Here is a 26,702-nt window from a genome sequence, read left to right as displayed (position 1 = left end):
CATGAATATTTCAGTAGCCATCTGTACTTATAACGGCGAAAAATATCTTGCCGAACAATTAGATACCATCATACAGCAAACTGTACAGCCTACAGAAATTGTTGTGTGTGATGATGGCTCCACAGATAAAACCCTGGAAATATTACGAACTTATAAAGAGCAATATCCGGATATTTTTAAAATTCATGTCAACAAAACCAATCTCGGGTATTTTAAAAATTTTGAACAATCTATTTATCTGTGCTCACAGGATATTATTGTGACCAGTGATCAGGATGACATCTGGAAAGCTGAGAAGCTTGAAGAAACACTCAATTTCTTCAAAAACAATCCCAATAAAGACGCCGTTTTTAATGATTTGATTTTGGTGAATGATGATGAAACTATTTTAGAACATTCTTATCTTAACTGGAAACATATTCAATATCAAGATATCATTGATGCAATAAAAAATGAAGAGCTTTTTATAAAAGTGGAGATACAGGGAAGTTTTATTCTGGGATGCGCCCTTGCAGTCAGAAAAACGGCATTAAAAGAATATGATTTAAAAAACTTCACGCTAGCTCACGATTACGAAATTGCTCAAAAACTGAGCTTTAAAAATAAAATCGGGTTTATCCCGAAAACGCTTTCATTCTACCGCCAACATGAAGATCAGGTTTGTGGTTTGCGTGAACAGAAAATGAAAACCTCTAAATCAGATACAATTAGTCCAGCAAAAAAAGATTTCAACGAAATGGTGTGGCCCTATCTTTTTTCTTTACAAGCAGCACAAAAACTTTTTCCTAAGGAAGATATAAAAAAAACAGATTTATATTCCAAGTTTTTAAAACAAAGGAATTCTTATTTAAAGAATTTAAATTTCCTGAATAGAAAAAAATATATTTTACAATGCGTTAAACATCAGTATTTGGATCTTAAATTCACTGATATTTTCCGATATTAGCAAATCATTATGGATGTAAGCATTTGTATTACCACATATAATCACGAAAAATATATTTCAGAATGCCTTTTGAGTGTCCTGAATCAAGACTTTAGTGGGAGTTTTGAAATTGTGGTCTGTAATGATAATTCGCCCGACAATACTGAACAAGTAGTTGTTGATATAAAAAAATCCCATCCAAAAGGCGATTGCATCCGTTATTACAACAACATCCCTAATTTAGGATATGTAAAAAACACTTTGCACTCTTTTGATCTAGCAAAGGGCAAATATATAGCTGTTTTAGATGGAGATGATTATTTCATTGACCCTAAAAAACTTCAAAAGCAATTTGATTTTCTAGAGAACAACAATGATTTTTCAGCGATTGGTGGAGATTCATTGGTTATTTATGAAGATACAGATCAGCCTGATCATTTATTTTCTCAGCACATCAATCATGAACTTTCCCACGAAGATCTTACGGACATCAAAATCATGCAGACCTCTACTCTATTTTTTAGAAAAGATATTCTGAAACCTGATTTCCCGACAGATATTCTTTCCGCAGACCGATGCTTATATTTATTGGCAGGTTGCTATGGAAAGGTTAAAATTTTATCCGATACTTTAAGTTCGTATCGTCAGTTTGCAGCTAGCCTATCAAAAAATGTGGCCTATGAAACCATGAAAAAGGACTTTGCGATTATTCCGTTCATCCTGAAATATGGTAAAAATTACGCTCCTTCTTCACTGAAAAAATATTTTTATTATACATTGATGACGTATTCTAAAAGTATCACTAAGGAACAATTTAAAAGTGCTGCAAGAGGATATTTAATCAATAATACATTGTCAAAATTTTCTTTCCATCCATTAAAACTGTATCTTGTCATAAAATGGGGACTTCATACGGTAAAACAGAAGTACAATATCAAAGAACAAAATAATAGTTTTGTATAACTAAACACTAAGATAAAAATGATTATAGGCAATGGTCTCATAGCAAAATCGTTACAAAACATTGACTCAAATGACGCTCTTTTTTTTGCTTCGGGTGTATCAAATTCACTCGAAACAAAAGATTCTGAATTTCAAAGAGAATTTACTTTACTTCAAAATGCTTTAGCCTCATATCCTCACTTGCGCTTTTTCTATTTTTCAACGTTAAGCATTCTTGATCAGTCTAAACAGGAAAGTCAATATGTACGTCACAAAAAAGCAATGGAGGAATATATTGTTAATCATTCCGACAATTATTTAATCTTAAGAATTGGAAACCTTATAGGGAAAGGTGGAAATCCTAATACCCTGTTTAATTTCTTTAAAAATAAAATTCTTCAGAACGATTGTTTTGAAATCCATACAGAAGCCCGACGATTAATTTTAGGAATAGAAGATCTGAGTTCTTTTATTGGAGGATTACGAAACAAAAAGCAGAATAAAGTTCTAAACTTCTCTTATCCGTATTATTATATGCCAAAAGAAATTGTTTCTGCATTAGAAACAGAGATCGGGACAAAATCTTCTTATCAAGAAATTAGTGACGGTGATTTTTATACTGTCGAATTCGGTGAAGAAACAACTGATTATTTTAAAGGAAAAGAACCTAAAGATTATCTGACAGAATTAGTCAAAAAATATTTATAAACTATGCCTAAAGTTTCCGTCATCATAGTCACTTATAATGCCATGAAATGGGCAGAAAAATGTTTTAGCAGTCTAAAATCATCTTCTGTTCCCGTTACATGTATTGTAATTGATAATTGCTCAACAGACGGAACACAAAATTTTATTCAAACTCATTTTCCTGAAGTGGATTTCATTCAATCTGAAAACAATTTAGGTTTTGGAAAGGCCAATAATATCGGAATTGAAAAAGCCTATAAAAATGGAGCTGATTTTTTCTACCTGATGAATCAGGATGCGTGGATCTATCATGACAGCTTTGAAAAACTGCTAAAAGTTTACGAACAACATCCTAATCCAAAAGAAATAGGAATTTTAAGTCCGATGCACTTGGATGGAAGTGAACAGCTTCTTGATATTTTTTTAGACAAATATATCGCTCACAATTTTGAAAAAAATAGGCTTATTTCTGATCTGTATTTTCAAAAGTTAAAGCCATATTACGAAATGAACTTCATCAACGCTGCTCATTGGCTGATTCCCAGAAATACCATTGAAACTGTAGGAGGATTCAATCCGTATTTTTTTCATTATGGAGAAGACATAGAATATGTAAACAGAGTTCATTTTCATCAAAAGAAAATCCTTCTTGTTCCAGAAAGTAAAGTGGTACACGACGGAAAACAAAATCTTAAAAAAGTTGATCCTAAAAAATATGAAGATCTTAGTATTGAAACCAAAATGATCAATCCTAATCTTCCGAATGCTATTATTTTCGAAAAAAAATCTTTGCGAAAAAGCATTCTGAAAAACCTTTTGACAGGAAATACATCCGAATACAAAACACTTCTAGAGAAATACCGAAAAATTTCAAAAGAAGAAAAAAAGCTATCAGAAATCAGAAATCAGGTACAACAAATTGGTTTAACTTTTCTAAATACATACATTTGATATGTTTTTAGAATATATCTGCATATAAAAAATAAAAATGTCACTGATCACAAGAATTAAAAACAAAATTAAGCTTCAGGCTCATTCGGGAAATAATTATTATTGTCCTTTCTGTGGCTATACTTCCAGAGATCTGGAGGTTGTGGGTCATGATCTTCCTGTTCTCAGAGAAAAAGAAGTTGTTGGAGGCGGAAGAAGAGCTGCAGGATGTTACCAATGCCATTCCAGAGATCGTGAAAGATTATTGTATGCGTTCATCATTGAAGAACTCAAGCTTCCAAAAAACAAAAACAGAAGCATCTTACATATTGCTCCGGAGCCTAAATTATCTAATGTTCTTCTGAAACAGGATTTTAATGAATATATCTGTGGTGATCTGTTTACACCAGGTTATACTTATCCTGCACATGTACAAAACATGAATGTACTTCATCTGCCATTTGAAGACAATCATTTTGACCTGGTTATCTGTAACCACGTTTTAGAACATATTCCGGAAGATATTAAAGCAATGCAGGAACTTCAGCGTGTTTTAAAACCTGGAGGAAAAGCCATTTTACAGGTTCCTATTTCCAAAAACACAAGGGAAACCGTAGAAGATTTTACCATTGCTGATCCAAAAAAAAGAGAAGAGCTTTTCGGTCAATTCGATCATGTAAGAATCTACGGACAAGATTATGTACAACGTTTAGAAAGTGCCGGATTTATCGTTCACAGGATTAATATTTCCGAAACCTATACAAGAATGGGCGTAAATCCTTTAGAAGATCTGTTCTACTGTGAAAAACCGACTCTATCCATTTAATAAAGAAGAAATAGCCTATGTGTGGAATAGCCGGAATCGTTACCAAAAATGCTAAAAATTACTCTGAAGCCATTCAGAGAATGACGGATGCTATAGCCCATCGCGGTCCGGATTCTGCCCATCATGAATATTTCGAAAATACTGTATTAGGTCACCGAAGACTCTCCATCATTGATCTTTCAGAAAATGGGAAACAACCCATGTTTTCCAATTCAAAAAACGAATGCATTGTTTTGAATGGCGAAATTTACGGTTATCAGGCTATCAAAAAACAATACTGTGAATATCCTTATCAAGGAGGATCTGATACGGAAGTGATTCTCGCTATGTATCAGAGAAAAAAAGAACAGCTCATTCATGATCTTCCCGGAATGTTTGCTTTTGCCATTTGGGATGATGAAATGCAACAGCTTTTCTGCGCTAGAGATCGATTTGGTGAAAAACCTTTTTACTATGCTCATGGGAAAAATGGGGAATTTATTTTTGCCTCTGAAATCAAGGCAATTCTGGCAAGTGGACTCATTGAACCTCAAATTAGTCAGGAAGCCTTCTCCCATTATCTTCAATATGGTTATGTAAGTACGTATCAAAGTATTTATAGTAATATATTTTCTCTTCCTCCTGCTCATCAATTGATTTGGAAAAAAGGGAAAATTGAAATTTCAAGATATTACAGTCTTCCGAAAAAAGATCGCGTTTTGAGTCTTTCAGAAGCTAAAGAAGAGTTTACCTACCTATTAAGATCTGCGATCGAAAAACAGTTGATTGCCGACGTTGAAGTCGGAAGTTTTCTAAGCGGAGGTCTGGATTCATCTTCTGTTGTTGCCATGGTCAATGAGTTTTTACCTCATCAAACTACTATCAGTTTTGGATATGACCACGAGGAAAGTGAGCTTAAATACGCCAAAGAAATTGCAGAAAAATACAATACCAAACATATTGAAATTCACGAAAAGAAAGAAGATCTGGTTTCAGGAATTCTGAAAGTAGCTCCTTTTCTGGATGAACCGTTCGCTGACCGTTCCTGTGTTCCGCATTTTGAGATCTGTAAAAGTGCAAGAAAAAACCTGAAAGTCGTTCTTTCCGGAGATGTAGGTGATGAATTATTTGGCGGTTATAGTTTCTATAAAGTAGAACATGAAATGAAAAAGCATTTCAGCTATCAAAATATTCTGGCGCAATTTGGGCAAAAATTATATAAAAACGTAAAGCAGATTTCCTACATTTCACAAAAAAACATTCAATACGGCTCTATTCTGGATTTCCATCAGAATGAAGTGCGAAATTTCTTTGACAACAATGAAAGAGCATCTTTAGGAATTACTCAAAACTATCAGCAACCTTACAGTTTCGAAGCAGATAGAAACTCTCTGAATGACATTATGCGAACCGATCTTGAGAAGTTTGTACCCGGAAATATGCTGGTAAAATCAGACCGTATGGCAATGGCCAATTCTTTAGAAGTACGAACTCCGTTTTTAGATAGTGATTTCGCCGAATTCTGCATTCAGCTTCCGGATCAACTTAAAATAAATTCGGAGAACGATAAAATCATTTTAAGAGAATCAATGAACTCTTACTGGACAGAAACCATCAGAAACAGAAACAAACAAGGTTTTGGCCTGGGAATCGAAAACTGGTTTGAAGAAGAAAGCCTGCTACAATTCTCTGATGAATTATTAAAAGACAAAAACCAAAAGGTTTTCAATTATATCGATTTTAAAGCAGCCCAAAAGTTTCAGGATAAAGGCCAAAAGCACTGGAACCTTCTTCAGCTTGCTTTATGGGCATCTCAACATTCTAAATTTTTGTAAATGGCTCTTAGTATCTCTGTTATTATTCCCGTTTACAATGCAGCACAATTTTTAGAAAAAGCTGTACATTCTGCTCTTCAGTTTGAAGAGGTAAAAGAAATTCTTTTGATAGAAGATGCTTCTCAAGATCATTCTCTTTCCATTTGTGAAAAACTTGTTGCCGAGGATTCCCGCATAAAATTGTATCAACATCCTGATAAAGGAAATCATGGAGCAGGAGCAACAAGGAATTTAGGTCTTGAAAAAGCACAAAGTGAGTTTATTACTTTTTTAGATTCAGATGATTATTATCTTCCGAATCGGTTTGATGCTGAAAAATCGATGTTTAACAACCCTAATATAGAGGGAGTTTTCGGAGCAATCGGCGTTGAATATTTAAGTGAAAAAGGAAAAGAGGAATTTCAGAATAAATTTAAAGATACGACACTTACTACCGTTAATTATCACGCTGAAGGAGAAGAAGTATTTAAAGGACTTCTTGGTTTAACAGCTAAAACTTTCGGCACTTTTTTTCATCTGAATACATTAACATTAAAAAAATCAGCACTTCAAAAACATGATTTGAGGTTCAACGAAAAACTTCGTGTACATCAGGATTCAGATTTCATTATAAAACTGGCTTATTTATCCCATTTGAAATCAGGAATTATTGATGAAGCTATCGCAATACGAGGTGTACATGATGATAATAGAATAACCAAAATAAAACCTTATTCAAAAAAATTTTATCAAAACAATCTCCTTCTTCATCAATCATTATATGAATGGAGCATTGCGGAAAAGCTTAACTTATCCTATTCAAAAAGAATACAATTAAATTACCTCAGCTTTAAAATTGCTAATGAAACGGGTTTCAATAAATACTTTTCGTATTTTATCAATTGTATTAAATATCCCGAGCTTTTAAAGACTAGGTATCGTTTCCATGCATTAATGAAACCAACGATATAAATACAGAATTTTATATTTACCCACAGACATCAAGTAAAATTAATTATTGTAATGAAAATTTCCGTCATCATCCCTGTTTACAACGCTGAAAAATATGTTGCACAAGCTGTAGAATCTGCATTACAATTTGATGAAGTTTCTGAAGTTATTTTGGTGGAAGATCAATCTCCCGACAATGCATTGGAAGTCTGCCAAAACCTTGAAAAAAAATATGACCGTGTAAAATTGCATCAACATCCCGATAAAGGAAATCACGGAGCCGGAGCAAGCAGAAACCTTGGTATTGAAAAAGCAACCGGAGATTTTATTGCCTTTCTTGATGCAGATGATTATTATCTTCCCAATAGATTTGATGCTGAGAAAAAATTATTTGAAGATCAGGAAGTAGATGCTGTTTACGGAGCTTTAGGAGTACATTATTACTCTGAAAAAGCCAAAGAACAGTATTATTCGTTGTTTGGTGACCGTCTTACCACTGTTTATAGAAAACATTCTCCTGAAGATGTACTTCCGGGTATGCTGAATATGAAAGGAAGCTTTGGACTTTTCAGTATTGATGCACTTACCCTGAGAAGAAAACCTTTATTGGAAAAAGCGCGTCCCATTTTCAAAACCCATCTCAGATTGCATCAGGACACGGAATTTTTATTCAGAAGTTCCTATTATCTCAATTTCTATCCCGGAATTCTGAATGAAGCAGTTGCCATGAGAGGTGTTCATGAAAGTAATAGAATTACTCAGGTTGACTCCAAGAAAGTAAGGCCTTCAATAACGAGAGTGATGCTTTGGAAAGAAGTAAACAACTGGGCAGAAAACGAGCTTACCGTTCCCAAAGACATTAAAAGACATATCAAAAGAACGTACCGAAGCTGGGAAATAGCTAATGCTCCTTTTCTGAAAAAATGGGGAATGATCTTTAAATATATGATAACGGATTATAAGAGTATCCGATCTGGACTTTACAATATTAATTTCCGCAAAGAGCTTTTTTAATTATTGATTTGCGCGAATAGAATCTGCAATCTGTGAAGAAAAAACCTTTCCGGATTCTTTATACATGTGATTCCCGTCTGTATAGAGATATTTGTCATAAGAAGCAGAAAAATCAAAGAATTTGATAGGGTTCTTATTGGCGATTTCGTTCATTAATTTACTAAAATCCGGATATTTTTTATTCTCAATGTCAGTGATTGATTTTGAAGCCGGAATTCTTACAATAAATACCTTTCCTTTAGGTGTAAGATAGTTTATTATTTGTTCGAAAGCCTGTATCCTTGCCGCCGACAAATTATTTTTCGAAGCCAATTTATTATAAAATTCAATTTTATTTTTCTCTCTTACCGCAACAGAATCTTTGTTCATATCAACATTCACTTCAAGCCAGCCATTTTTATGAAGATAAGTATTCGATTTCCCTGTCTCTTCTCTTTCCAGATAAATCTTAAACCAGCTTCTTGAGTAATTTTTCAGAAGATATTCATAATTAGGAGACCAGTTATAAAAGTGCATATTTTTTAGCGGAGAATGTTCTTCAGGATATTCTTTTTTACTTTTTATATTTTTATTGAGCGATAAATTCCACGGATCTACGGTTAAAATAAAAACACCATTTTTTGTTTCCGGATCCAGTTTTCTTTTCAATGCTTCCAAATAGACTTTTCCATATGGTGATTCTACAACATTCAATGAAAAATTATCGAATTCTGTTGATAATTTCGATTTCAAAACATCCGGAATTACCGCCTGTGAACCTCTTGAATCTCCCAAAATAATATTCTGGGGTTTCGGAACGGCAAAATGTCTGTAATTATCATCTGTATTTCCATCTGCAAATGCTCCTAATACAGCAAAGAGAAGGATAATTCCTAAAAGATAGGGCGATATTTTTAATAAGAATCTTTTCATTTTAAAACTGGAAATAAATAAATTCATTATTCCCGAAATTCGCATATCGGATAATTATATAGATAAAACACACATATAAAAGTCTTCTCAGCCACGGATTAAACCTTTTGATTTCTAAGCCATGAAATTGGCTTCTGTTGATCCATTCTATTAAAAGCATGATTCCTATTAAAGCAAAAACCTTAGTCGGAAAAGGATTGGATAACAGTAATTTTCCCGTACACATATTTTTTATATACATCAAAGCTTCGGAAACCGAATCGGCTCTGAAAAATATCCATGCAAAACAGGTAATGGCAAACGTAATGATCACCTGAAAAAATTCTTTTAAATTGGGAAGCAACCTGCCTTTAGCAACAACTTCAAGATTCTGTCGATTGGTGTTCGCCAATAAAAGTGGAAGAAAATAAATGGCATTCAAACCTCCCCAAATAATAAAAGTCCAGTTCGCACCATGCCAAAATCCTGAAACGAGGAAAATAGCAAATGTGTTCCTGACCTTCATCCACAATCCTCCTTTACTTCCTCCTAAAGGAATATAAAGGTAATCTCTGAACCACGAAGAAAGAGAAATATGCCATCTTCGCCAAAACTCAGCAATATCTCTTGAGAAATACGGAAAAGCAAAGTTTTTAAGCAGTTCTATTCCAAACAATCTGGAAACACCTAAAGCAATATCAGAATACCCTGAAAAATCCCCGTAAATCTGGAAAGCAAATAAGATCACACCCAAAACAAGGGTAATAGAGCTTTCAGAATGATAATTATTAAAAATCTCATTAACGAGAGGAGCGCAATTATCTGCAATCACCATCTTTTTAAAAAAGCCCCAAAGAATCTGTCGTAACCCATCTACAGCCTGCTCATAATTAAAAGTTCTTTTCCGCTGAATCTGTGGTAAAAGATGGGTTGCTCTCTCGATTGGACCTGCAACAAGCAATGGGAAATAGCTTACAAATACAGCATAATCAACAAAATTCTTCTCGGAAGAAATTCTCTTTTTATAAACATCAATGACGTACGAAAGACCATGAAATGTATAAAATGAGATTCCAACAGGGAGAACAATATTCAGCAGGCATACATTTACCTTCAGCCCAAAACCATTCAATAATTCAGCAAAGCTTTCAATAAAGAAATTATAATATTTAAAGAATCCTAAAAATCCAAGATTAATAGCGATACTAAGTGTCAACCATATTTTTGCTTCATGTTTACCGGAACTGTTTTGAATTTTAATTCCTGAAATATAATCCAGCAATATGGAAAAAAGCAGAAGAAACATAAATCTCCAGTCCCAACAGGCATAAAAATAGAAGCTTGCAAAAAGAAGCAAAATATTCTGATACTGAAATTTTTTATGAAAAACGAACCAATAGAGTATGAATACAATCGGTAAGAAGATCAAAAAACTGAATGAATTAAACAGCATATATTATGTTTCTAAAAAACTAATCTTTTTAAAAGTAATCATTTTAATTTGATTTTTCTCAAAAATTCTCTTGCAGGGCTTTCAATGATTTGATAAAATAAAGCGGAACAAAGAAGGAGAAAAACCATATAAATTCCAAACATGACATCAATATCAAAAATGTATTTTTTCCAGATCAGTTTTCTCAAAATATATAACACAGGAATATGTGTAATATAAATCGCATAACTGATCTCGCCTAAATATTCTAAAGGTTTTAAAGCAAATACTTTCGTTAAAACACCATTGTTTCGGGAAATTAAAATAATAAGAGGGATAAACAACACACCCATTAATCCGTTATGGAAATATAGCGGAACGAATATTAAGCACAATAAAATCGCTATAAAAATAAGGCTTATTGAAAAATCAAAATCTTTCTGCTGATGGTTTTTAATAAAGAACAATCCGGCAAGATTACCTATTAAAAATTCATTGATATGAAGCAGAGGGAAATAGGTTATAAAATCATGACTTTCCGTATGAGGTCCTCTGTAAAAGCCCGAATTCATATACAGATTCGAAAAAATCTGCGTAGTTATCCAGATCAAAATGGTGATCACCCAGATACTTTTATTCTTTTTCGAGTATAAATAGTTGTAGAGAAAAGGAAACAGCAAATAAAATAAAAACTCAACGGAGATTGACCAGCCCGGAAAATTTAAAACCATTGCTTTACCGGGAATCCAGCTCTGTAATCCGAAGAGATACAGAAGAATATCTGTAAACACAAATTTTTCTTCCCGTGTAAACCAAAGAAGCAGCAAACCGACTACATACAACGGATAAATTCTTGCGAATCTATTTCTGTAATAATCTGCATACCCGATCTTTTCTTTTTTATGATACGCAACGATCATAATAAAACCGGAAAGAATAAAAAAGTAACTTACCCCAACATTGGCTCTCTGAAACACTTCAGAGAGATAGGGAATTTTATAGAGAAATACATCTTTATTGAAATGCGAAATCACAATTGCCATTGCAGCAACAAATCGCGTAAAGGTAATCTGAGTAATTTTCAAAGATCTGATCTTATTTTATAAAAACACCCACATATTTTCCTTCAAATTCCACCACCGTAGTATCAATCCCATTATTTTCACAGAAATCCTGATACGCAGAGTTGTCTCCAATATCGTCACTGATAAACACTCCTCCTTTTCTCAAATTGCGGTAAAGTTCCTGATAAGCCCATACTCTCCCGTCATAGCTTTTGTCTGAATCATAATGAATAACATCAAAACTAGAAGTTTCGGTGAATATTTTCGGCAGGGATTCTTTATCTGCAAAACGGAAAAGTTTCCAGTTGGATTTAAGATCTTCTGGAACAACATATCCTACATACTGATCGCCATTCTGCCCAAGATATGGCATGTCAGAACTATAAAGCGTCCCGTTTCTTTCTTTTAATGATAGTAAAGCCGCCAGTGAAGACCAGCCATAAGCAACACCTGTTTCCACAACATGTTGAGCTTTTGAAAATTCGCAAGCATAATAAATAAGTTCCAGAGCTCCAGCTCCGCCCATTTTGATAGGACATTCTTTTTCTCTTTCTTCGGAATACTTCAAAACATCTTGAAATTCCTCCTTGAAGGATCCTGAATGCATTCCGAAAAGCTTAGTAATTGCTTCTTCCTGGGAAACAGCTTTAGAAGATGCCCAAGAATTTGCTTTTTCTTTTCCTTTGAACGCATTATTCCTATTGATCGTATTTTTCAGGATTTTCCTCCCAAGTTCCGGATAGAGATCAGGTCTTTTTAAATAGCCTATAAACGTTTTTAAAACTCTTGTTATTTCACTCACTGTGTCTGCTTTAATAAAACAAAAATAAAGATTTTCATTCAATTGCCTATTTTAAAGAATAATTATATTTTTGAAATAATCTTTATCACCAAACTATTAGTCTCCGAATGAAATTCTCAATTCTCATTGCCAATTATAATAACGGAAGATTTTTTAAAAACTGTTATGATTCCATCATCTCCCAAACGTACGAAAATTGGGAGGCTGTAATTTTGGATGATGCTTCAACAGACAATTCTCTCGAAATTATTTATCAGATCATTTGCAATGACCCACGTTTTAAAGTATTCAAAAATTCCGAAAACAGTGGAGTCGGAATCACAAAAAGTAAATTGATAGAGCTTGCAACCGGAGAAATATGCGGCTTTGTAGATCCGGATGATGCCATTACACCTAATGCCCTGGAATCTAGTATAAATGTTTTTAAGAAAGACAAAAAAACGGTTCTCACCTATTCCAGTTTTGTACAATGTGATGAACGGTTGAAACCTCTTGAAACATTCAAATCGGGAATGCAGGTGGTAAATAATGATCCTTATTTTTTTAATTGTCCTGTTCATATCGTACATTTTGTGTGTTTCAGAAAAGAAATCTATGAACAGACCGAAAAGATCAATACCAGTATGAGAATTGCTGAAGATCAGGATCTTTACCTTAAAATGTATGAAAAAGGGAAAGTAAAATATATTAATGAGCCCAATTATCTCTACAGAAACCATTCCGGAGGAATTTCTCAAAATGACAATAGACCCAAATCACGCGAATATTTTTCTAAAGTAATTTTCAATGCAATGAAAAGGAGAAATTTAGAATTCATCAATGGAAAAAAAATTCCTACTGAATATAGCAGTGCAAAAGAGATTTATGATCTTCTGGAATATCAGAACTCGATTTCTTACCGTATACAAAAAAAACTCAGAATATTCTTTCAACAATTATGAGCTAAGATGAAAAATGATAAAATAAAAGTTCTTTTCAGGCACCGTTCTATGGAAATGGGCGGAGTTGAAAAAGTGATATTAAGTATGCTGAATCATCTCGATCGAGAAAAGTTCGAAATGACAGTATGTTTAAATATTAATCAGGGAGAACTGCGTAATGAATTTCCGAGCCATGTAAGAAAGGTATATCTTGAAAAAGGGAAAGAAGATCTTTCAAAAAATTCTTTTATCCAGAATATTCAGCTTGCGAAAAGAAAATATAATCTTCAAAAAGCTCATAATAATCCAAAAATAGCAGATAAACTACTGAATGAAAGATTTGATGTGGAAATAGCTCCAACGTATGCTGCATTTTCATCAGTATTAAATTCTGTCAATAAAGATTCAAAAAAAATTGGCTGGTTTCATTCTGACATTACATTACCCAAACTTCAATCTTTGGTACCCAATATTTTATATCAAATTCCACAATTCGATTATTTTATTTTCGGCTCTCAGCAGACCAGAGATATTTTGGTAGAAACATATCCTAATCTTACACTTCCTGAAAATCAGGTAATCTTAAATGCAATTCCAATTGAAGAGCTGAAAGAAAAAGCAAAAGCCTTTCAGCCTGAATTTCCACAAAAACCGGTTTTTGCTTCTGTTGCAAGATTACACAGCAGAAAAGGATTTCATAAACTCATGGAAGCCCATGCAAGATTACTAAAAGAGGGATTTGACCATCATATTGTTGTTATTGGTGATGGTGAAGAAAAAGAAAATCTAAAAAAACAGGCGCAAGAATTAGGGGTTACCGAAAGCTTTCAGTTATTAGGTTCATTACTTAATCCGTATCCGTATGTGAAAAATGCCGACTTTTTTATTCTTCCTTCTGAATCAGAAAGCTGGCCTTTAATTATTGCCGATTCACTGATTCTTCAAAAACCTATTATTTCAACCAATGTGGGAGGAATTCCTGAAATGATCGCTCATGGAAAAACCGGACACCTCATCAACTATGAAACTGAGGAAATGTATGAAGCCATGAAAAAATTCCTTACAGAACGCGAATACGTCTCAACAATTCAAGAAAACCTGAAAGATATTGAAAAACAGTTTGACAATCAGAAAATTTTTGATGCTGTTGAAAATATCATTACTAACTTAGTAAAAAAATAAAAATGCTTTTTATTTACCGTCTGATTCTTAAAATCCATACCTCCTATCAAAGAATGATACAAAACATTTATCTGAAGGTATGTATTGCTAAAGGACTAAAAGTAGGAAAAAACGTACGTTTTGTAGAAGTTCCTGAATTCGGTACCGAGCCTTTTCTGATTGAAATTGGCGATGAAACAACGTTTTCCAATAATGTAAGGTTTGTGAATCATGATGGCGGACAAAACGCCCTTCATTTTTTTGAAAAATATAAAGATGTACGGACTTTCGGAAGAATAAAAATTGGCAGACAATGTCTGATAGGAGCAGACACAATCATCATGCCCGGTGTAGAGATGCAGGACAATTGTGTGTTGGGAGCAGGTTCTATTCTCACCACATCAATGCCTAAAGGAAGTGTTTTTGCAGGTGTTCCGGCAAAATTCATCTGTACCATCGAAGAATACGGAGATAAATTATTAGCAAACAATGTAATGTATCCGAGAGAGCTTGAACTGGTTCGCCCACAATTAGATGCCTATATCAAAGAACATCTTCCTCACACCTACAAACCGTTAAAATAAATGACAGAAAAGAAAAAGATACTGATTCGAATAGGCTCTCTGCGACATGGAGGAGCTGAAAAAGTATTGGTTACTTTTCTTAAAAATCTTCCGCAAGACAAATACGAAATTGATCTTTTGCTTAATTTATACTCAGGAAAATACCTTAGTGAAGTTCCTAATTGGATCAACATTTTATATCTGAACAAAGGTGAGATGATTACCACTAACCGAATTCAGGATATTCCACAGAAAATATACCGAGTGATTTATCAAAAACTACTGAAAAAATTTCCAAAACTACTCTATCAAGGAAAACTGAATGGCAAAAAATATGATATTGAATTTGCTGCCATTCATGGAATGAGAGACGAAATTCTAAATTCTCCTTTAAAAAATTCAAAAAAAATTGTGTGGATTCACAATGACCTTACACAAGTAAAAATCTATACCAATGAAGAAATAAGGAAGTTTTTTGGTTTTGACAAAATCATGGTTATTTCAGAAAAAATAAGGGAAACTTTTCTTAATCTGGCTCAAAATGAAAACGAGCAACAGAAAATTGAAAAAATTTACAATCCTTTAGACACTGAAGAAGTATTAACTAAAGCTTCAGCACCTGTTCTCAATTATACTTTTGATCATACCATTCCTACTTTTATTTCTGTAGGTACTGTTTTTCCTCAAAAAGGATTCGATAGGTTATTGAAAGTACATAAAAAACTATTGAATGAAGGGTTTCAACACCATATTTTAATCGTAGGTGACGGGTATGATTTTGAAAATATCAAAAATTTAAAATCAGAATTAGATGTTGACAATACGGCAACTATGCTTGGATTTACGGATAACCCTTATCCTTATTTTGAACATTCTGATTTTTATATACTAAGTTCGAGGTATGAAGGTTTTCCTACCGTTCTTTTTGAAGCTATTACCTTAAAGAAAAAAATTATTGCAACTGATGTTTCAGGAGTAAGAGAAATGTTAAAGGACGGAGAACTTGGATTAATCATTGAAAACTCAGAAGAAGGAATTTATTTTGGAATGAAAAAAGCATTGGAAAATCCTGAGCATTTTAATCCATATTCGGAAAATTTAAAAGATTACCAAATACCTTTCAGTTTAGAAAACTCAGTGAATACTATTATGAGAATTTTAGATGAATTGTAAATCATTTTTCTTTTTATCTTTGTTCTAATGTCAAACTATTCGACCATACAAAAAGATTTTTACCGGGAAAGCGGACAATGGCTTTCTATGTTTAAAATATGGAAAAAGTGCATTAACCCGAATCTGCATTTCATCTATATTTTGAGAAAAAACCAGCAATTGGGAAAAGTTCCGGTGTTAGGATTTTTCTGGAGAATGACGTTGAGACATTTTCAGATCAAGTATGGATTCCAGATCTATCCGGAAACACAGATTGGGGAAGGTTTTTACTTGGGACATTGGGGAAGTTTGGTCATTAATCCTAAAACAATCATCGGCAAAAACTGCAATATCGCACAAGGCGTTACCATCGGACAACAAAATAGAGGTAAAAATGAAGGTTCCCCTGAAATTGGAAATGAAGTATGGATCGGCCCCAATGCAGTAATCGTCGGAAATATAAAAATTGGAAATAATGTTCTTATTGCGCCAAACTCATATGTGAATTTTGATGTTCCTTCCAATTCTATTGTAACAGGAAATCCTGCAACAATTTACCCGAATGAAAATGCTACAGAAGGATATATCAACTATAAAATATAGATAAATTCGTTATTCTGTTTTACTTAAACGCATAACTTCCCTCATCACATTTAAATAGTTTTTAAATTTTTATCGTAATTTTATCTTACGTTTTTGATTATTTTAATTGTAATAAAGTTATGTAAACACAGAGTTTATCCTGAATTCAATATGATTTTAAGCATATTTTAATATTAAACTTTGTTAAAACCACTTACTTTATCTACAAAAATTATATTTTTGCATAGTTATTGATTCAATCTATTGAATTTGAAAATAATTTAAACGAAATAAATAATTATTCACTTTTAAATTTTATTTTATGTCACAATCATACGACGTTATTTTCGAAAACAACAGAAAATGGGTAGAATCTAAAGTTGCAGAAAACCCTGAGTTCTTTCATGAACTTGCAAAAACTCAACATCCGGAATTCCTTTATATTGGATGTTCAGATAGTAGAGTGACGGCAGAGGAAGTGATGGGAATGAAACCGGGAGAAGTTTTTGTGACTCGAAACATTGCCAATGTTGTCAATACGCTGGACATGAGTTCCACTGCAGTTATTCAATATGCAGTAGAACATCTTAAAGTGAATCACATCATTGTGTGTGGACATTATAACTGCGGAGGTGTAAAAGCAGCAATGTCGCCTCAGGATTTAGGATTGATGAATCCTTGGCTGAGAACCATACGTGACGTATACAGATTGCACCAAGCAGAGCTGGATTCTATTGAGGATGAAGGCAAACGTTATGACAGACTTGTAGAACTTAATGTGCAAGAACAGTGCATCAACGTTGTGAAAATGGCTTGTGTACAGGAAAGATATATTTTAGAAGAGTATCCTCTTGTTCATGGCTGGGTTTTTGATCTTAGAACCGGAAAAATTATTGATTTGGAGATTGATTTTGAAAAGATCTTAAAAGACATTCAAAAAATCTATAACCTTACGGATTCTGACTGGGTAATGAGCCGAAAGAAAAAGTAATATTTTTCTAAAAACCAACTAAATGAAACTTTGGAGTATTATTACATTGATGGTTTTCCTAAACTTTACAGCACTACCGAGTATTGCTGCAGTTTTTGATTGGGACCTCCTTCAAACCAATGTAATCGTGAATGAGGAAGAACCTCACTCTTCTCCATCTTCTTTTATCGTCTACGAGAAAACACTTCCAAAACCTTTGGATGTATTTGATTATCTTAGATTTTTCGAACCTGATTTAACAGGTAAATCTTTTGTACTGATTGATGATGATTTTCATCTTTCACCTCTACTTACCATATTTTCTCCGCCTCCGGAAGCTTAATTTTTATCGTCTAATAAGTTTTTTATTGTCTTCATACCTGCTTTAGGTATTGAATCGATATGTACTTTAAAAATTAATTTTTCAATCTTTTTTATAACTGATTATTCACAGCTGATCAGTTATAGTTACACATTTTCATATCATGAAAAAAACATCATTAATAGGAGGAATAAAGGAGAATTTCCCTTCAGGACTCGTGGTATTTTTAGTTGCACTTCCTTTATGTTTAGGAATTGCTTTAGCATCGGGAGCTCCGCCATTATCAGGAGTTATCGCCGGAATTGTAGGAGGTTTGGTAGTAGGAACTTTAAGTAATTCAAATATTTCTGTATCCGGTCCAGCTGCCGGTTTAACAGCAATTGTTTTAACTGCTATTACCGATCTAGGTGCATTTGAATTATTTCTTTGCGCAGGGATGGTTGCCGGTATCATTCAGTTAGTTTTAGGCTTCGTAAGAGCCGGAAGTATCTCAAATTACTTCCCCAACAACGTTATTGAAGGAATGCTTGCCGCTATCGGAATCATCATTATCTTAAAACAAATTCCCCATGCATTAGGGTTTGATAAGGATTATGAAGGACACGAATCTATTTTTGACAATGGATTGAATTTTAATTATTTCACTGAATTATTTGGAGCCGTTCATCCGGGAGCTATTATTGTGACTTTAGTTTCTATTGCCATTCTTTTAGCTTGGGATAAAATACCTTCTTTAAAGAGAATGAAAATGCTTCCGGGAGCCTTGGTTGCTGTAGTGGTGGGAATTTTATTAAATGAAGTTTTCAAAATGACAGGAAGTTCATTAGCAATCAGCCCTAAACATTTGGTGGTACTACCTGTTCCTCAGTCATTTGATGATTTTAAAAATCTGATTACTATGCCTGATTTCACAGGGTTTTCAAATCCTAAAGTTTGGATTGTAGGCGCTACAATTGCTATCGTGGCTTCTATTGAAACGTTGCTTTGTATTGAAGCTTCTGACAGATTGGATAAACAAAGGAGAATCACAGATACGAACCTTGAATTGAAAGCTCAGGGAATTGGAAACTTGGTAAGTTCTCTTATCGGTGGACTTCCTATGACCTCAGTAGTGGTAAGAAGTTCTGCTAATGCTAATGCCGGTGCAACCTCAAAAAGTTCTGCAATAATTCATGGTGTTTTATTATTAATTTGTGTACTTTCAATTCCTATGATTTTGAATTTAATTCCTCTTGCTACCTTAGCAGCGGTATTGATTTTAGTAGGATATAAATTGGCGAAACCTGCAACATTCAAACATTTCTGGCATTTAGGAAAATTCCAGTTTATTCCTTTTGTTGCGACTGTAGTTGCTATTGTAGCAACTGATCTTTTGAAAGGGGTGGGAATAGGTTTAGCTATTTCTGTTTTCTACATTCTTCAAGGGAATATGAAGAGAGCTTACTATTTAAGCAGAGAAAAATTAAATGATGCTGATGGAATTAATATTAAATTAGCAGAAGAGGTATCTTTTCTAAATAAAGCAGCTATTAAAAAGACATTAAAAAACATTAAATCGAATTCTAACGTAACCATTGATGCAAGAGGAACTTCATACATCACGACTGATGTTCTGGAAATGATTCAGGATTTTGCCAATATCCGTGCAAAAGAGGAAGACATCAATGTAGAACTTATAGGTTTCAAAACATCGTACAAAGATTATGAGAGCAGTCAAGATTCTCATGTTTTAATTACACACAGAAGAGCAATGTAAGCTCAATATTATTATTTTTTTTAATTTTAAACATTACATACATTATATGAAAGCACATACATACGAAACTCAGTCAACTATTACTCCTGAAAAAGCATTAGAATTTTTAAAGGAAGGAAATCAAAGATTTGTAAATAACTTAAAAGCCAACAGAGACCTTTTGGAGCAAGTAAATGCTACTCGTGAAGGACAATGGCCTTTTGCCGTAGTTTTAAGCTGTATCGACAGCCGTACTTCTGCAGAACTTATCTTTGACCAAGGATTGGGTGATATTTTCAGTGTCAGAATTGCAGGTAATTTTGTAAATCAGGATATTTTAGGATCAATGGAATTTGGTTGTAATGTAGCCGGTTCAAAACTTATTGTCGTTTTAGGCCATACTAAGTGTGGTGCCTTAAAAGGAGGGCTAGACGCAGCACAAATCGAAGGATTAGGCATGGATAACTTGAATCACCTTATCAATCATTTTGACCCTATCATTAAGGAGGTAATTGAAGAAGGTGAAGAAAGATCTTCAAAAAACAGTTCATTGCTTGAAAGATTAAACCAACAAAACGTAAGAAGCGCTATTGAAGACATCCGTAAACAAAGCTCTACGTTGAAAAACCTTGAAAAAGAAGGTAAAATTAAGATCGTAGGAGCAAATTACGATGTAGAAACCGGTGCTGTCACTTGGTTATAATTTATATAAAATGCTTTAAAAAATCGGCGGGGAGCTTTGCTCCCCGCCGATTTTTTTATTTACCATTAAAAGCTGACATTGTATTGTTAAGTCCTGCAAAAACAAATGAAAGACAGGCTTTAGAAAATTTCTCAATTCTTTCCGGAAGCTTCTCTGCTTCCGATTCATTCCAAGTACCTAATACGTAATCGACCTGCTTTCCCTCAGAAAATTCCGCAGAAATCCCAAAACGGAGTCTCGCATAATTCTGAGTCTGCAATACTTCAATAATGTTCTTTAAACCATTGTGTCCTGCATCGGATCCTTTCCCTTTTAGCCTTAAAGTTCCAAAAGGAAGAGCAAGATCATCCGTAACGATAAGGACATTCTCTAAAGGAATATTCTCTTTCTGCATCCAGTATCTTACTGCATTTCCTGAAAGATTCATATACGTATCCGGTTTTAAAAGTAAAACTCTTCTTCCTTTATATTTCCCATCTGCTAACCAACCAAAATTACTAGTATTAAAAGGAACTTCAAGAGTTTCTGCTATTTTCTCAACAACTTTAAATCCTATATTATGACGTGTATTTTCATATTCAGAACCTTTATTCCCAAGTCCTACAATTAAATATTTCATTTAAAATTTTTTACAAAATTAAGAGATAAAAAATAAAAAACTCAATCCTAAAGAGAATTGAGTTTTTTAAATATATTTATTTTTTTAATTACAAAGGTTTATAAATATAGTTTATTCCGTATGCTTTTGTCAAATATGTCTGTGGATCATACGTAAAGTTTGTAGAGGTAACTACTGGTGTAGGAACCGGTACAGGTAAAAAGGTAACAGATGCTCTAGATGGGCTATTCGGAGATAACATTAAGCTTCTGTGACCATAGAACGGCGTAGACAACAAGTATGAAATTTTATACGCAAAAGGTAGTAAAGTATATGGGCTTATTCTATCATCGTAGTTCATAAATCCATATTCATAAGTCCAAACGATAGGATCGTTAACACCTGCAGTAATGGTTCCAAATCCTGTTCTAACTTTAGATACATTGTCTCCCAAATAAGTATATTCAGTTTCTGAATATGCAGTATATTCAAAAGGAGTTCCAGATACGTCTAAACCTGTTTTCATACTCAATGTCTCAAGTTTTGCTGTAGACGCATTGTACTTCAGAGTATAAATTGTCTTTGTTTGTTTATCCAAAACCTGAGCCGGAGGAGTACCTGCTATTTTATACAAATTTCTGTTCTCTGTAATTGATTCTAATCTTCCTGAACCTCCATAAGTAAATAACTGTGTATAAGTCACTCTACCTGGATCAAGAGTTCCGTCATTATCTGAATCTAAAAACCCGTCAAAAGTTATTTTGCTTACTCTGTCACCACTATAGGCGATATCAGTAATTGATGCTCCATTGTTTACTTTCGTTAAAAGCAATCCTGAATAATGATAATCAGCAACGGTAGCAAAATCCGTAATCTCCTGATGTAATGCTCTAGCGCCATTTAGGCCTGTATTTGTATTAAGGTCTACAAGAGGATCTCCATTTTCATCAGCCAAATCTTTACATGAATGGATAGAGGAAATACCTGCTACAAGTAAAATAAAGTAGAAAAGTTGCTTCATTTCTAAAAGGATTATTTATTTTTCCACAAATATAATTTTTTTTTGCATAAAAATTACATTTTTATTTATTTTCTCACAAAAACAGCAACAATAAAAACCTTAAAACAAGGTAATTAGTATTTTCCTATACTTTTAAAATTGTTTTTAATAAAAGATTGACCTCATCTACATTTCTCACTTTATCTTTTCTCATCATAAGATTGTTTCCCTCCTTCCCTACTTTCTCTTTCAGCTGTGCTTCTGCCGGATTCTGGGTAAGATAAGTAATGATATGTCTGAATTTATCGGTCTGATAAAATTTATCTTGAGGATTACTAGGAAAATACCCTAAAAATACCCCATTCTTCATTACAATTTTATCGAATCCGATTTCTGCAGCCAGCCATTTTAGACTCACACTTTTTAATAAATTAACGGCTTCCTTCGGTAGTTCCCCAAAACGGTCGATCAATTCTGACTCAAATTTCAATAAATTCTCTTCACTATCTATTTCTGCCAATTTCTGATAAAGCAATAGTCTTTCTTCAGTATTCGAAATATACCAATCTGGTAACATTAACTCCAGATCAGTATCAATATTTACATCTTTTGTAGATTTAAAAAGTTTATTTCGGTCTTCTTCATTTTCAAAAAGATTTTCAAATTCCTCATCGTCTTTTAGTTCTTCCAACGCTTCCTGCATTAATTTCTGATAGGTTTCAAATCCCATTTCATTAATAAATCCACTTTGTTCTGCACCCAATAAATCTCCGGCTCCACGAATTTCCAAATCCTTCATCGCAATTTGGAAACCACTTCCCAAATCAGAAAACTGCTCGATGGCTTCCAGACGTTTTCTTGCATCTGCCGTCATCATATCATAAGGAGGCGTAATCAGATAACAAAACGCTTTTCTGTTGCTTCGTCCAACACGACCTCTCATCTGGTGAAGATCTGCCATTCCGAAACGATGAGCATCATTAATGAAAATCGTATTCGCATTCGGAACGTCTACTCCACTTTCAACAATAGTTGTAGAAACCAGAACATCATATTTTCCATCCATGAAATCAAGGACGTTTTTTTCCAGCTGCTTCCCTTCCATTTGTCCATGACCGGTAATTACTCTTGCATCAGGAACCAATCTTTGAATTAATCCTGCAATATCTTTAAGGTTTTCTATCCTGTTATTGATAAAATATACCTGTCCGTCACGCTGCAATTCATACGAAACAGCATCACGAAGAATTTCTTCACTAAATCCTATTAATTGTGTATCAACAGGCTGTCTGTTTGGCGGTGGTGTTTTGATTACCGATAGATCTCTCGCAGCCATTAAAGAAAACTGTAAAGTTCTCGGAATGGGTGTCGCTGTCAACGTCAAAGTATCCACATCAGTTTTCAGTGTTTTCAATTTATCTTTTACAGAAACCCCGAACTTATGTTCTTCATCAATAATCAATAGTCCTAAGTCTTTAAATTTTACAGAACTGCTTGCCAATTGATGAGTTCCTATGATAATATCAACTTTACCATTTTTAAGATCTTCTAATGTTTCAGACTTTTGTTTTGCTGTTCTGAAACGGTTTACATACCCAACATTTACCGGAAAATCTTTTAATCTTTCTTTGAAACTTCTATAATGCTGGAAAGCTAAAATCGTAGTAGGAACCAACACTGCAACCTGTTTTCCATCAGTCGCTGCTTTGAACGCTGCACGAATCGCTACTTCCGTTTTACCGAAACCAACATCTCCGCACACCAAACGATCCATCACCGTATCAGCTTCCATGTCTTTTTTCACGTCGATCGTAGCTTTTTCCTGATCCGGAGTATCTTCATAAAGGAAGCTTGCTTCCAATTCATTTTGTAAATAAGAATCGGGAGTAAACGCAAAGCCTCTTGCTGATTTTCTTTGAGCGTATAATTTTATCAAGTCAAAAGCAAGCTGTTTTACTCGTGCTTTTGTTTTTTGTTTTAGGGATTTCCAGGTTGGCGAACCTAATTTGCTTAAAACAATCTCTTTTCCATCCGGTCCATTATATTTCGAAATTTTATGCAGCGAGTGAATGCTTACATACAATAGATCTCCGTTTTTATACGTCAGTTTAAAACATTCCTGAATTTTCCCATCGTTATTCACTTTCACCAACCCCATGAATTTTCCAATTCCATGATCGATATGGGCAATATAATCTCCAATTTTTAAAGACATTAAATCTTTCAGCGTTAACTGCTCTGATTTTGCAAAGGTATTTTTCGCTTTATATCTTTGGTATCGATCGAAAATCTGGTGATCTGTATAGACTAAAATTTTATGATCATTATCTACAAAACCTTCGTGAAGTTCAGATTTAAAACTTTTAAAAGGAAGCTGATGTTCCAACTCCTCGAAAATAGATTCTAATCTTTCTTTTTGTTTTTCGGTAGAGAAGGAAATCCAAGTATCAAAACCTGTATTCTGTTTTCCTTCAAGATCTTCAATCAGTAATTCAAAATTTTTGTGGAAAGTAGGTTGTGCGGTCTGATCAATTTTCATTTCTGTCAACTCAATCAATCCTTCAATAGAAGCACTTCCGAAATCTACCGTTTTAAATTTTTTATAATCGAATAAGAATTCCTGATCTGAAATAAATAATTCCTGTGGTGATCTGTGAGCAATATCCTTATTTAAAGTATCATATTTCACCAACGATTTTTCGTAGAATGTCTTCAGCTTCTGCATTCCGACAATCCCATTTTTAGAAATCACGAAACTTTCTTTTGGCAATAACTGAAGTAATGAAACCCTACTTCCCGTCACTGTAAAGTTCATATTGGAAACCAACTGAAAATCATTCACTTTTTCTATGGAAAGCTGTGTTTCAATATCAAACGTTTTGATGCTTTCCACTTCATTTCCAAAGAAAGTGATACGGTATGGTTTTTCATTTGAGAACGAGAAAACGTCGACAATTCCACCTCTCACAGAAAATTCTCCCGGTTCGGAAACGAAATCTGCCTGTTGGAAATTATAATGATTCAATAACTCATCCACAAAATCAAAATCAAGCTGATCTCCTACTTTAATATGGTGTGAAATCGCTTTGAAGTCTTCTTTTTTCAAAACCTTCTCAGACAACGCTCCCGAATAAGCCACAATCACTTTCGGAGATTTACTGGAAGTAATTTTGTTGATCACTTCTGTCCTTAATACCAAATTGGCATTCTGCGTTTTTTCAATCTGATAGGGTTCTAAATGCGTTGCAGGGAAATATAAGACCTTATCTTTTCCCAACAAATCTTCCATTTCCGTATTGGCATACAAAGCATCTTCTTTGTCATCAACCAGATATAGAATATGTTTTTTCTGCGTAAGGAAAAGTTCAGCCACAAAAATTGAAACCGAAGACCCTGCACTTCCTTTCACAGAAATATGTTGATTGTTTTCCAATTGAATAAAAATTTCCTTTCCAAATTCGTTTTTAAGTAAGTCCGGAAGGAATTTTTCGTTGATGGTTTTTAACTGCATAAATAATATGGTATAAACGACAAAAGCGATTTCAGTACTTTCTGAAATCGTTTATCATGACAAAGATAGTGAAAAACAACAAATTAGTCTTCATCTTGAAAATCCGCTTCAAAATGACTGTGAAATAACAAAAAAGTTATAATTTCTCATAATACTTACCAAAGATTTGTTAAAAAATTCAATTAATTCTCTTTCGGCATATTGTTTGGCATTTTAACCTTACCAAACCTTAAAGAAATAGTATTATGAAAAATTTAGTGAAAATTCTAGGAGTTTTTATGCTTCTATTCTTGACCGTCACGACCATTTCGTCGTGCAGTGATGACGACGACCCGGCAAATAATGATTTTTTTGCAGGAACATACCGAGGAAGTATCTCTTATAATGACGGAGGATCTACCAGTATAAGCACCAATAACGGAAGTGTTTTTGTAACCAAAATTGCAAGCGGCACAAAATATAATTTTGCTTTTTCCGATGGTATTCCCGATTTAAACGGAGTAGAATTTGAACAAAAAGGTGACAACACTCTTGTTATGATAGGATCTACTGCGACCTCTTATATAAGAATTGATAATAATGAATTAAAAATCCTATTCTCAAAAGAAGGTAAAACATGGACTGCTAATTGCACCCGATAAAATCAACTATTCCTATTATACCCGACCCGTTTTTCATAATTGAAAAGCGGGTCTTTTTTATCAATTATTAGTACAGGAAAAGGCTTACTGTATAAAATCTATTTTTCCCTGTAAAGTATTAAGGTTTAAGATTTTTTTAAGCTGTAATAAACTTTAGTTAAGTTTCTAAAAACTAAATTTTCAGCCTGGTTTTTGTATACCTTTGGATAAGAAAAACAAACAAAATCATCATTATGAAAAAATTTTTTACAGCAATGTCTATTGCTTTAGGACTTGGACTTGCTACCGCTCAACAAACTACTCCAGCAACATCTACAACCACTCATCATGTTGCTAAAACTACAACAAAAACAGCTGCTAAAGATGTTAAAACAGCACAAACCGCTACAACCGCAAAACCTGCTACTGCACCAACAGCAGCAAAAATGAAGAAAGACGGAACGCCGGACAAAAGATATAAGGAGAATAAAAAGCTGAAAAAAGATGGTACTCCTGATAAAAGATACAAAGAAAACAAGTAAACTCAACACATAGTTGTTATTTTCATAATCAAATTTCGAAGAACCGATGTACACTCATTCATCGGT

General features: G+C 33.8%; 26 protein-coding genes. 19 read left to right on the top strand and 7 right to left on the bottom strand.

Annotated features, from left to right (window positions below):
• The first annotated feature begins 1 nt into the window (after position 1).
• From RM51_RS18960 to RM51_RS00545, 8 genes are read left to right on the top strand one after another with little or no spacing between them, the layout of a single operon-like run.
• Entirely contained in the window at positions 2 to 946 is a 945-nt protein-coding gene (locus RM51_RS18960; protein ID WP_052248338.1) for a glycosyltransferase, read from the top strand.
• 9 nt (positions 947 to 955) lie between these two features.
• Positions 956 to 1,888 carry a glycosyltransferase family 2 protein gene (locus RM51_RS18955; RefSeq protein WP_052248337.1) on the top strand — a complete coding sequence of 311 codons (933 nt, stop codon included), beginning with the start codon at positions 956 to 958 and terminating at the stop codon, positions 1,886 to 1,888.
• A gap of 18 nt (positions 1,889 to 1,906) precedes the next feature.
• A complete protein-coding gene (locus RM51_RS00570) occupies positions 1,907 to 2,575 on the top strand; it encodes a Rossmann-fold NAD(P)-binding domain-containing protein (protein WP_039363854.1) in 669 nt (222 codons plus the stop codon).
• A 3-nt stretch (positions 2,576 to 2,578) separates the two neighbouring features.
• Positions 2,579 to 3,505: a glycosyltransferase family 2 protein gene (locus RM51_RS00565; RefSeq protein ID WP_039363851.1), complete on the top strand. Its 927-nt coding sequence runs from the start codon at positions 2,579 to 2,581 to the stop codon at positions 3,503 to 3,505.
• A 37-nt stretch (positions 3,506 to 3,542) separates the two neighbouring features.
• Positions 3,543 to 4,310 carry a class I SAM-dependent methyltransferase gene (locus tag RM51_RS19430; RefSeq protein WP_052248336.1) on the top strand — a complete coding sequence of 256 codons (768 nt, stop codon included), beginning with the start codon at positions 3,543 to 3,545 and terminating at the stop codon, positions 4,308 to 4,310.
• Between the two features lie 17 nt (positions 4,311 to 4,327).
• The gene (asnB, locus tag RM51_RS00555) at positions 4,328 to 6,124 is read left to right on the top strand and encodes an asparagine synthase (glutamine-hydrolyzing) (protein WP_039363848.1); all 1,797 of its coding nucleotides are present in this window, start codon (positions 4,328 to 4,330) and stop codon (positions 6,122 to 6,124) included.
• Positions 6,125 to 7,075, top strand: a complete 951-nt coding sequence (locus RM51_RS00550; RefSeq protein ID WP_039363845.1) for a glycosyltransferase family 2 protein — start codon at positions 6,125 to 6,127, stop codon at positions 7,073 to 7,075. It abuts the gene before it with no gap.
• Positions 7,076 to 7,126: 51 nt separating this feature from the next.
• A complete protein-coding gene (locus RM51_RS00545; protein WP_039363842.1) occupies positions 7,127 to 8,068 on the top strand; it encodes a glycosyltransferase family 2 protein in 942 nt (313 codons plus the stop codon).
• Here the strand turns inward: RM51_RS00545 and RM51_RS00540 are convergent, their stop codons facing one another.
• The 4 genes from RM51_RS00540 to RM51_RS00525 are packed head-to-tail and all read right to left on the bottom strand — an operon-like array spanning position 8,069 to position 12,257.
• Entirely contained in the window at positions 8,069 to 8,980 is a 912-nt protein-coding gene (locus RM51_RS00540; RefSeq protein WP_228375754.1) for a hypothetical protein, read from the bottom strand.
• A gap of 1 nt (position 8,981) precedes the next feature.
• Positions 8,982 to 10,412, bottom strand: coding sequence for an MBOAT family O-acyltransferase (locus RM51_RS00535; protein ID WP_039363836.1), 1,431 nt, complete (start codon positions 10,410 to 10,412; stop codon positions 8,982 to 8,984).
• A gap of 38 nt (positions 10,413 to 10,450) precedes the next feature.
• Positions 10,451 to 11,476, bottom strand: a complete 1,026-nt coding sequence (locus tag RM51_RS19250; protein WP_117590313.1) for an acyltransferase family protein — start codon at positions 11,474 to 11,476, stop codon at positions 10,451 to 10,453.
• Between the two features lie 10 nt (positions 11,477 to 11,486).
• Positions 11,487 to 12,257, bottom strand: coding sequence for a class I SAM-dependent methyltransferase (locus RM51_RS00525; RefSeq protein WP_039363833.1), 771 nt, complete (start codon positions 12,255 to 12,257; stop codon positions 11,487 to 11,489).
• 107 nt (positions 12,258 to 12,364) lie between these two features.
• Between RM51_RS00525 and RM51_RS00520 the strand changes: the two genes are divergently transcribed.
• The 9 genes from RM51_RS00520 to RM51_RS00480 all read left to right on the top strand — a co-directional run bounded on the left by RM51_RS00520 (position 12,365) and on the right by RM51_RS00480 (position 20,365).
• Positions 12,365 to 13,198 (top strand): glycosyltransferase family 2 protein, encoded by an 834-nt coding sequence (locus tag RM51_RS00520; RefSeq protein WP_039363830.1) that lies wholly within the window; start codon positions 12,365 to 12,367, stop codon positions 13,196 to 13,198.
• Between the two features lie 6 nt (positions 13,199 to 13,204).
• Entirely contained in the window at positions 13,205 to 14,359 is a 1,155-nt protein-coding gene (locus RM51_RS00515) for a glycosyltransferase (protein WP_039363827.1), read from the top strand.
• 2 nt (positions 14,360 to 14,361) lie between these two features.
• A complete protein-coding gene (locus tag RM51_RS00510) occupies positions 14,362 to 14,922 on the top strand; it encodes an acyltransferase (RefSeq protein ID WP_039363824.1) in 561 nt (186 codons plus the stop codon).
• A complete protein-coding gene (locus RM51_RS00505) occupies positions 14,923 to 16,074 on the top strand; it encodes a glycosyltransferase (RefSeq protein WP_039363821.1) in 1,152 nt (383 codons plus the stop codon).
• 27 nt (positions 16,075 to 16,101) lie between these two features.
• A complete protein-coding gene (locus RM51_RS00500; RefSeq protein ID WP_039363818.1) occupies positions 16,102 to 16,656 on the top strand; it encodes a serine acetyltransferase in 555 nt (184 codons plus the stop codon).
• A gap of 301 nt (positions 16,657 to 16,957) precedes the next feature.
• Positions 16,958 to 17,626, top strand: coding sequence for a carbonic anhydrase (locus RM51_RS00495; RefSeq protein WP_039363815.1), 669 nt, complete (start codon positions 16,958 to 16,960; stop codon positions 17,624 to 17,626).
• A gap of 22 nt (positions 17,627 to 17,648) precedes the next feature.
• Positions 17,649 to 17,948 carry a hypothetical protein gene (locus RM51_RS00490; RefSeq protein WP_039363812.1) on the top strand — a complete coding sequence of 100 codons (300 nt, stop codon included), beginning with the start codon at positions 17,649 to 17,651 and terminating at the stop codon, positions 17,946 to 17,948.
• A 142-nt stretch (positions 17,949 to 18,090) separates the two neighbouring features.
• Positions 18,091 to 19,683 carry a SulP family inorganic anion transporter gene (locus tag RM51_RS00485; RefSeq protein ID WP_039363809.1) on the top strand — a complete coding sequence of 531 codons (1,593 nt, stop codon included), beginning with the start codon at positions 18,091 to 18,093 and terminating at the stop codon, positions 19,681 to 19,683.
• A gap of 46 nt (positions 19,684 to 19,729) precedes the next feature.
• Positions 19,730 to 20,365 (top strand): carbonic anhydrase, encoded by a 636-nt coding sequence (locus RM51_RS00480; RefSeq protein ID WP_039363806.1) that lies wholly within the window; start codon positions 19,730 to 19,732, stop codon positions 20,363 to 20,365.
• Positions 20,366 to 20,420: 55 nt separating this feature from the next.
• Here RM51_RS00480 and pth read toward each other — a convergent pair whose 3' ends face one another.
• The 3 genes from pth to mfd all read right to left on the bottom strand — a co-directional run bounded on the left by pth (position 20,421) and on the right by mfd (position 25,474).
• Positions 20,421 to 20,984, bottom strand: coding sequence for an aminoacyl-tRNA hydrolase (pth, locus tag RM51_RS00475; RefSeq protein WP_039363803.1), 564 nt, complete (start codon positions 20,982 to 20,984; stop codon positions 20,421 to 20,423).
• 88 nt (positions 20,985 to 21,072) lie between these two features.
• Positions 21,073 to 21,984 carry a hypothetical protein gene (locus RM51_RS00470; protein ID WP_039363800.1) on the bottom strand — a complete coding sequence of 304 codons (912 nt, stop codon included), beginning with the start codon at positions 21,982 to 21,984 and terminating at the stop codon, positions 21,073 to 21,075.
• A gap of 124 nt (positions 21,985 to 22,108) precedes the next feature.
• A complete protein-coding gene (gene mfd, locus RM51_RS00465; protein WP_039363797.1) occupies positions 22,109 to 25,474 on the bottom strand; it encodes a transcription-repair coupling factor in 3,366 nt (1,121 codons plus the stop codon).
• A 245-nt stretch (positions 25,475 to 25,719) separates the two neighbouring features.
• Between mfd and RM51_RS00460 the strand changes: the two genes are divergently transcribed.
• Both RM51_RS00460 and RM51_RS00455 read left to right on the top strand, forming a co-directional pair.
• Positions 25,720 to 26,115, top strand: a complete 396-nt coding sequence (locus RM51_RS00460) for a hypothetical protein (RefSeq protein WP_039363794.1) — start codon at positions 25,720 to 25,722, stop codon at positions 26,113 to 26,115.
• A 233-nt stretch (positions 26,116 to 26,348) separates the two neighbouring features.
• On the top strand, positions 26,349 to 26,636 hold the full coding sequence (locus RM51_RS00455) for a hypothetical protein (RefSeq protein ID WP_039363791.1): 288 nt from the start codon (positions 26,349 to 26,351) through the stop codon (positions 26,634 to 26,636).
• Positions 26,637 to 26,702 lie beyond the last annotated feature (66 nt).

The sequence above is a fragment of the Chryseobacterium taiwanense genome (assembly GCF_000813825.1).
Classification (GTDB): Bacteria; Bacteroidota; Bacteroidia; order Flavobacteriales; family Weeksellaceae; genus Chryseobacterium; species Chryseobacterium taiwanense.
The sequence above is the reverse complement of the archived record's forward strand: the minus strand, read 5'-3'. Positions and strand labels throughout refer to the sequence as shown.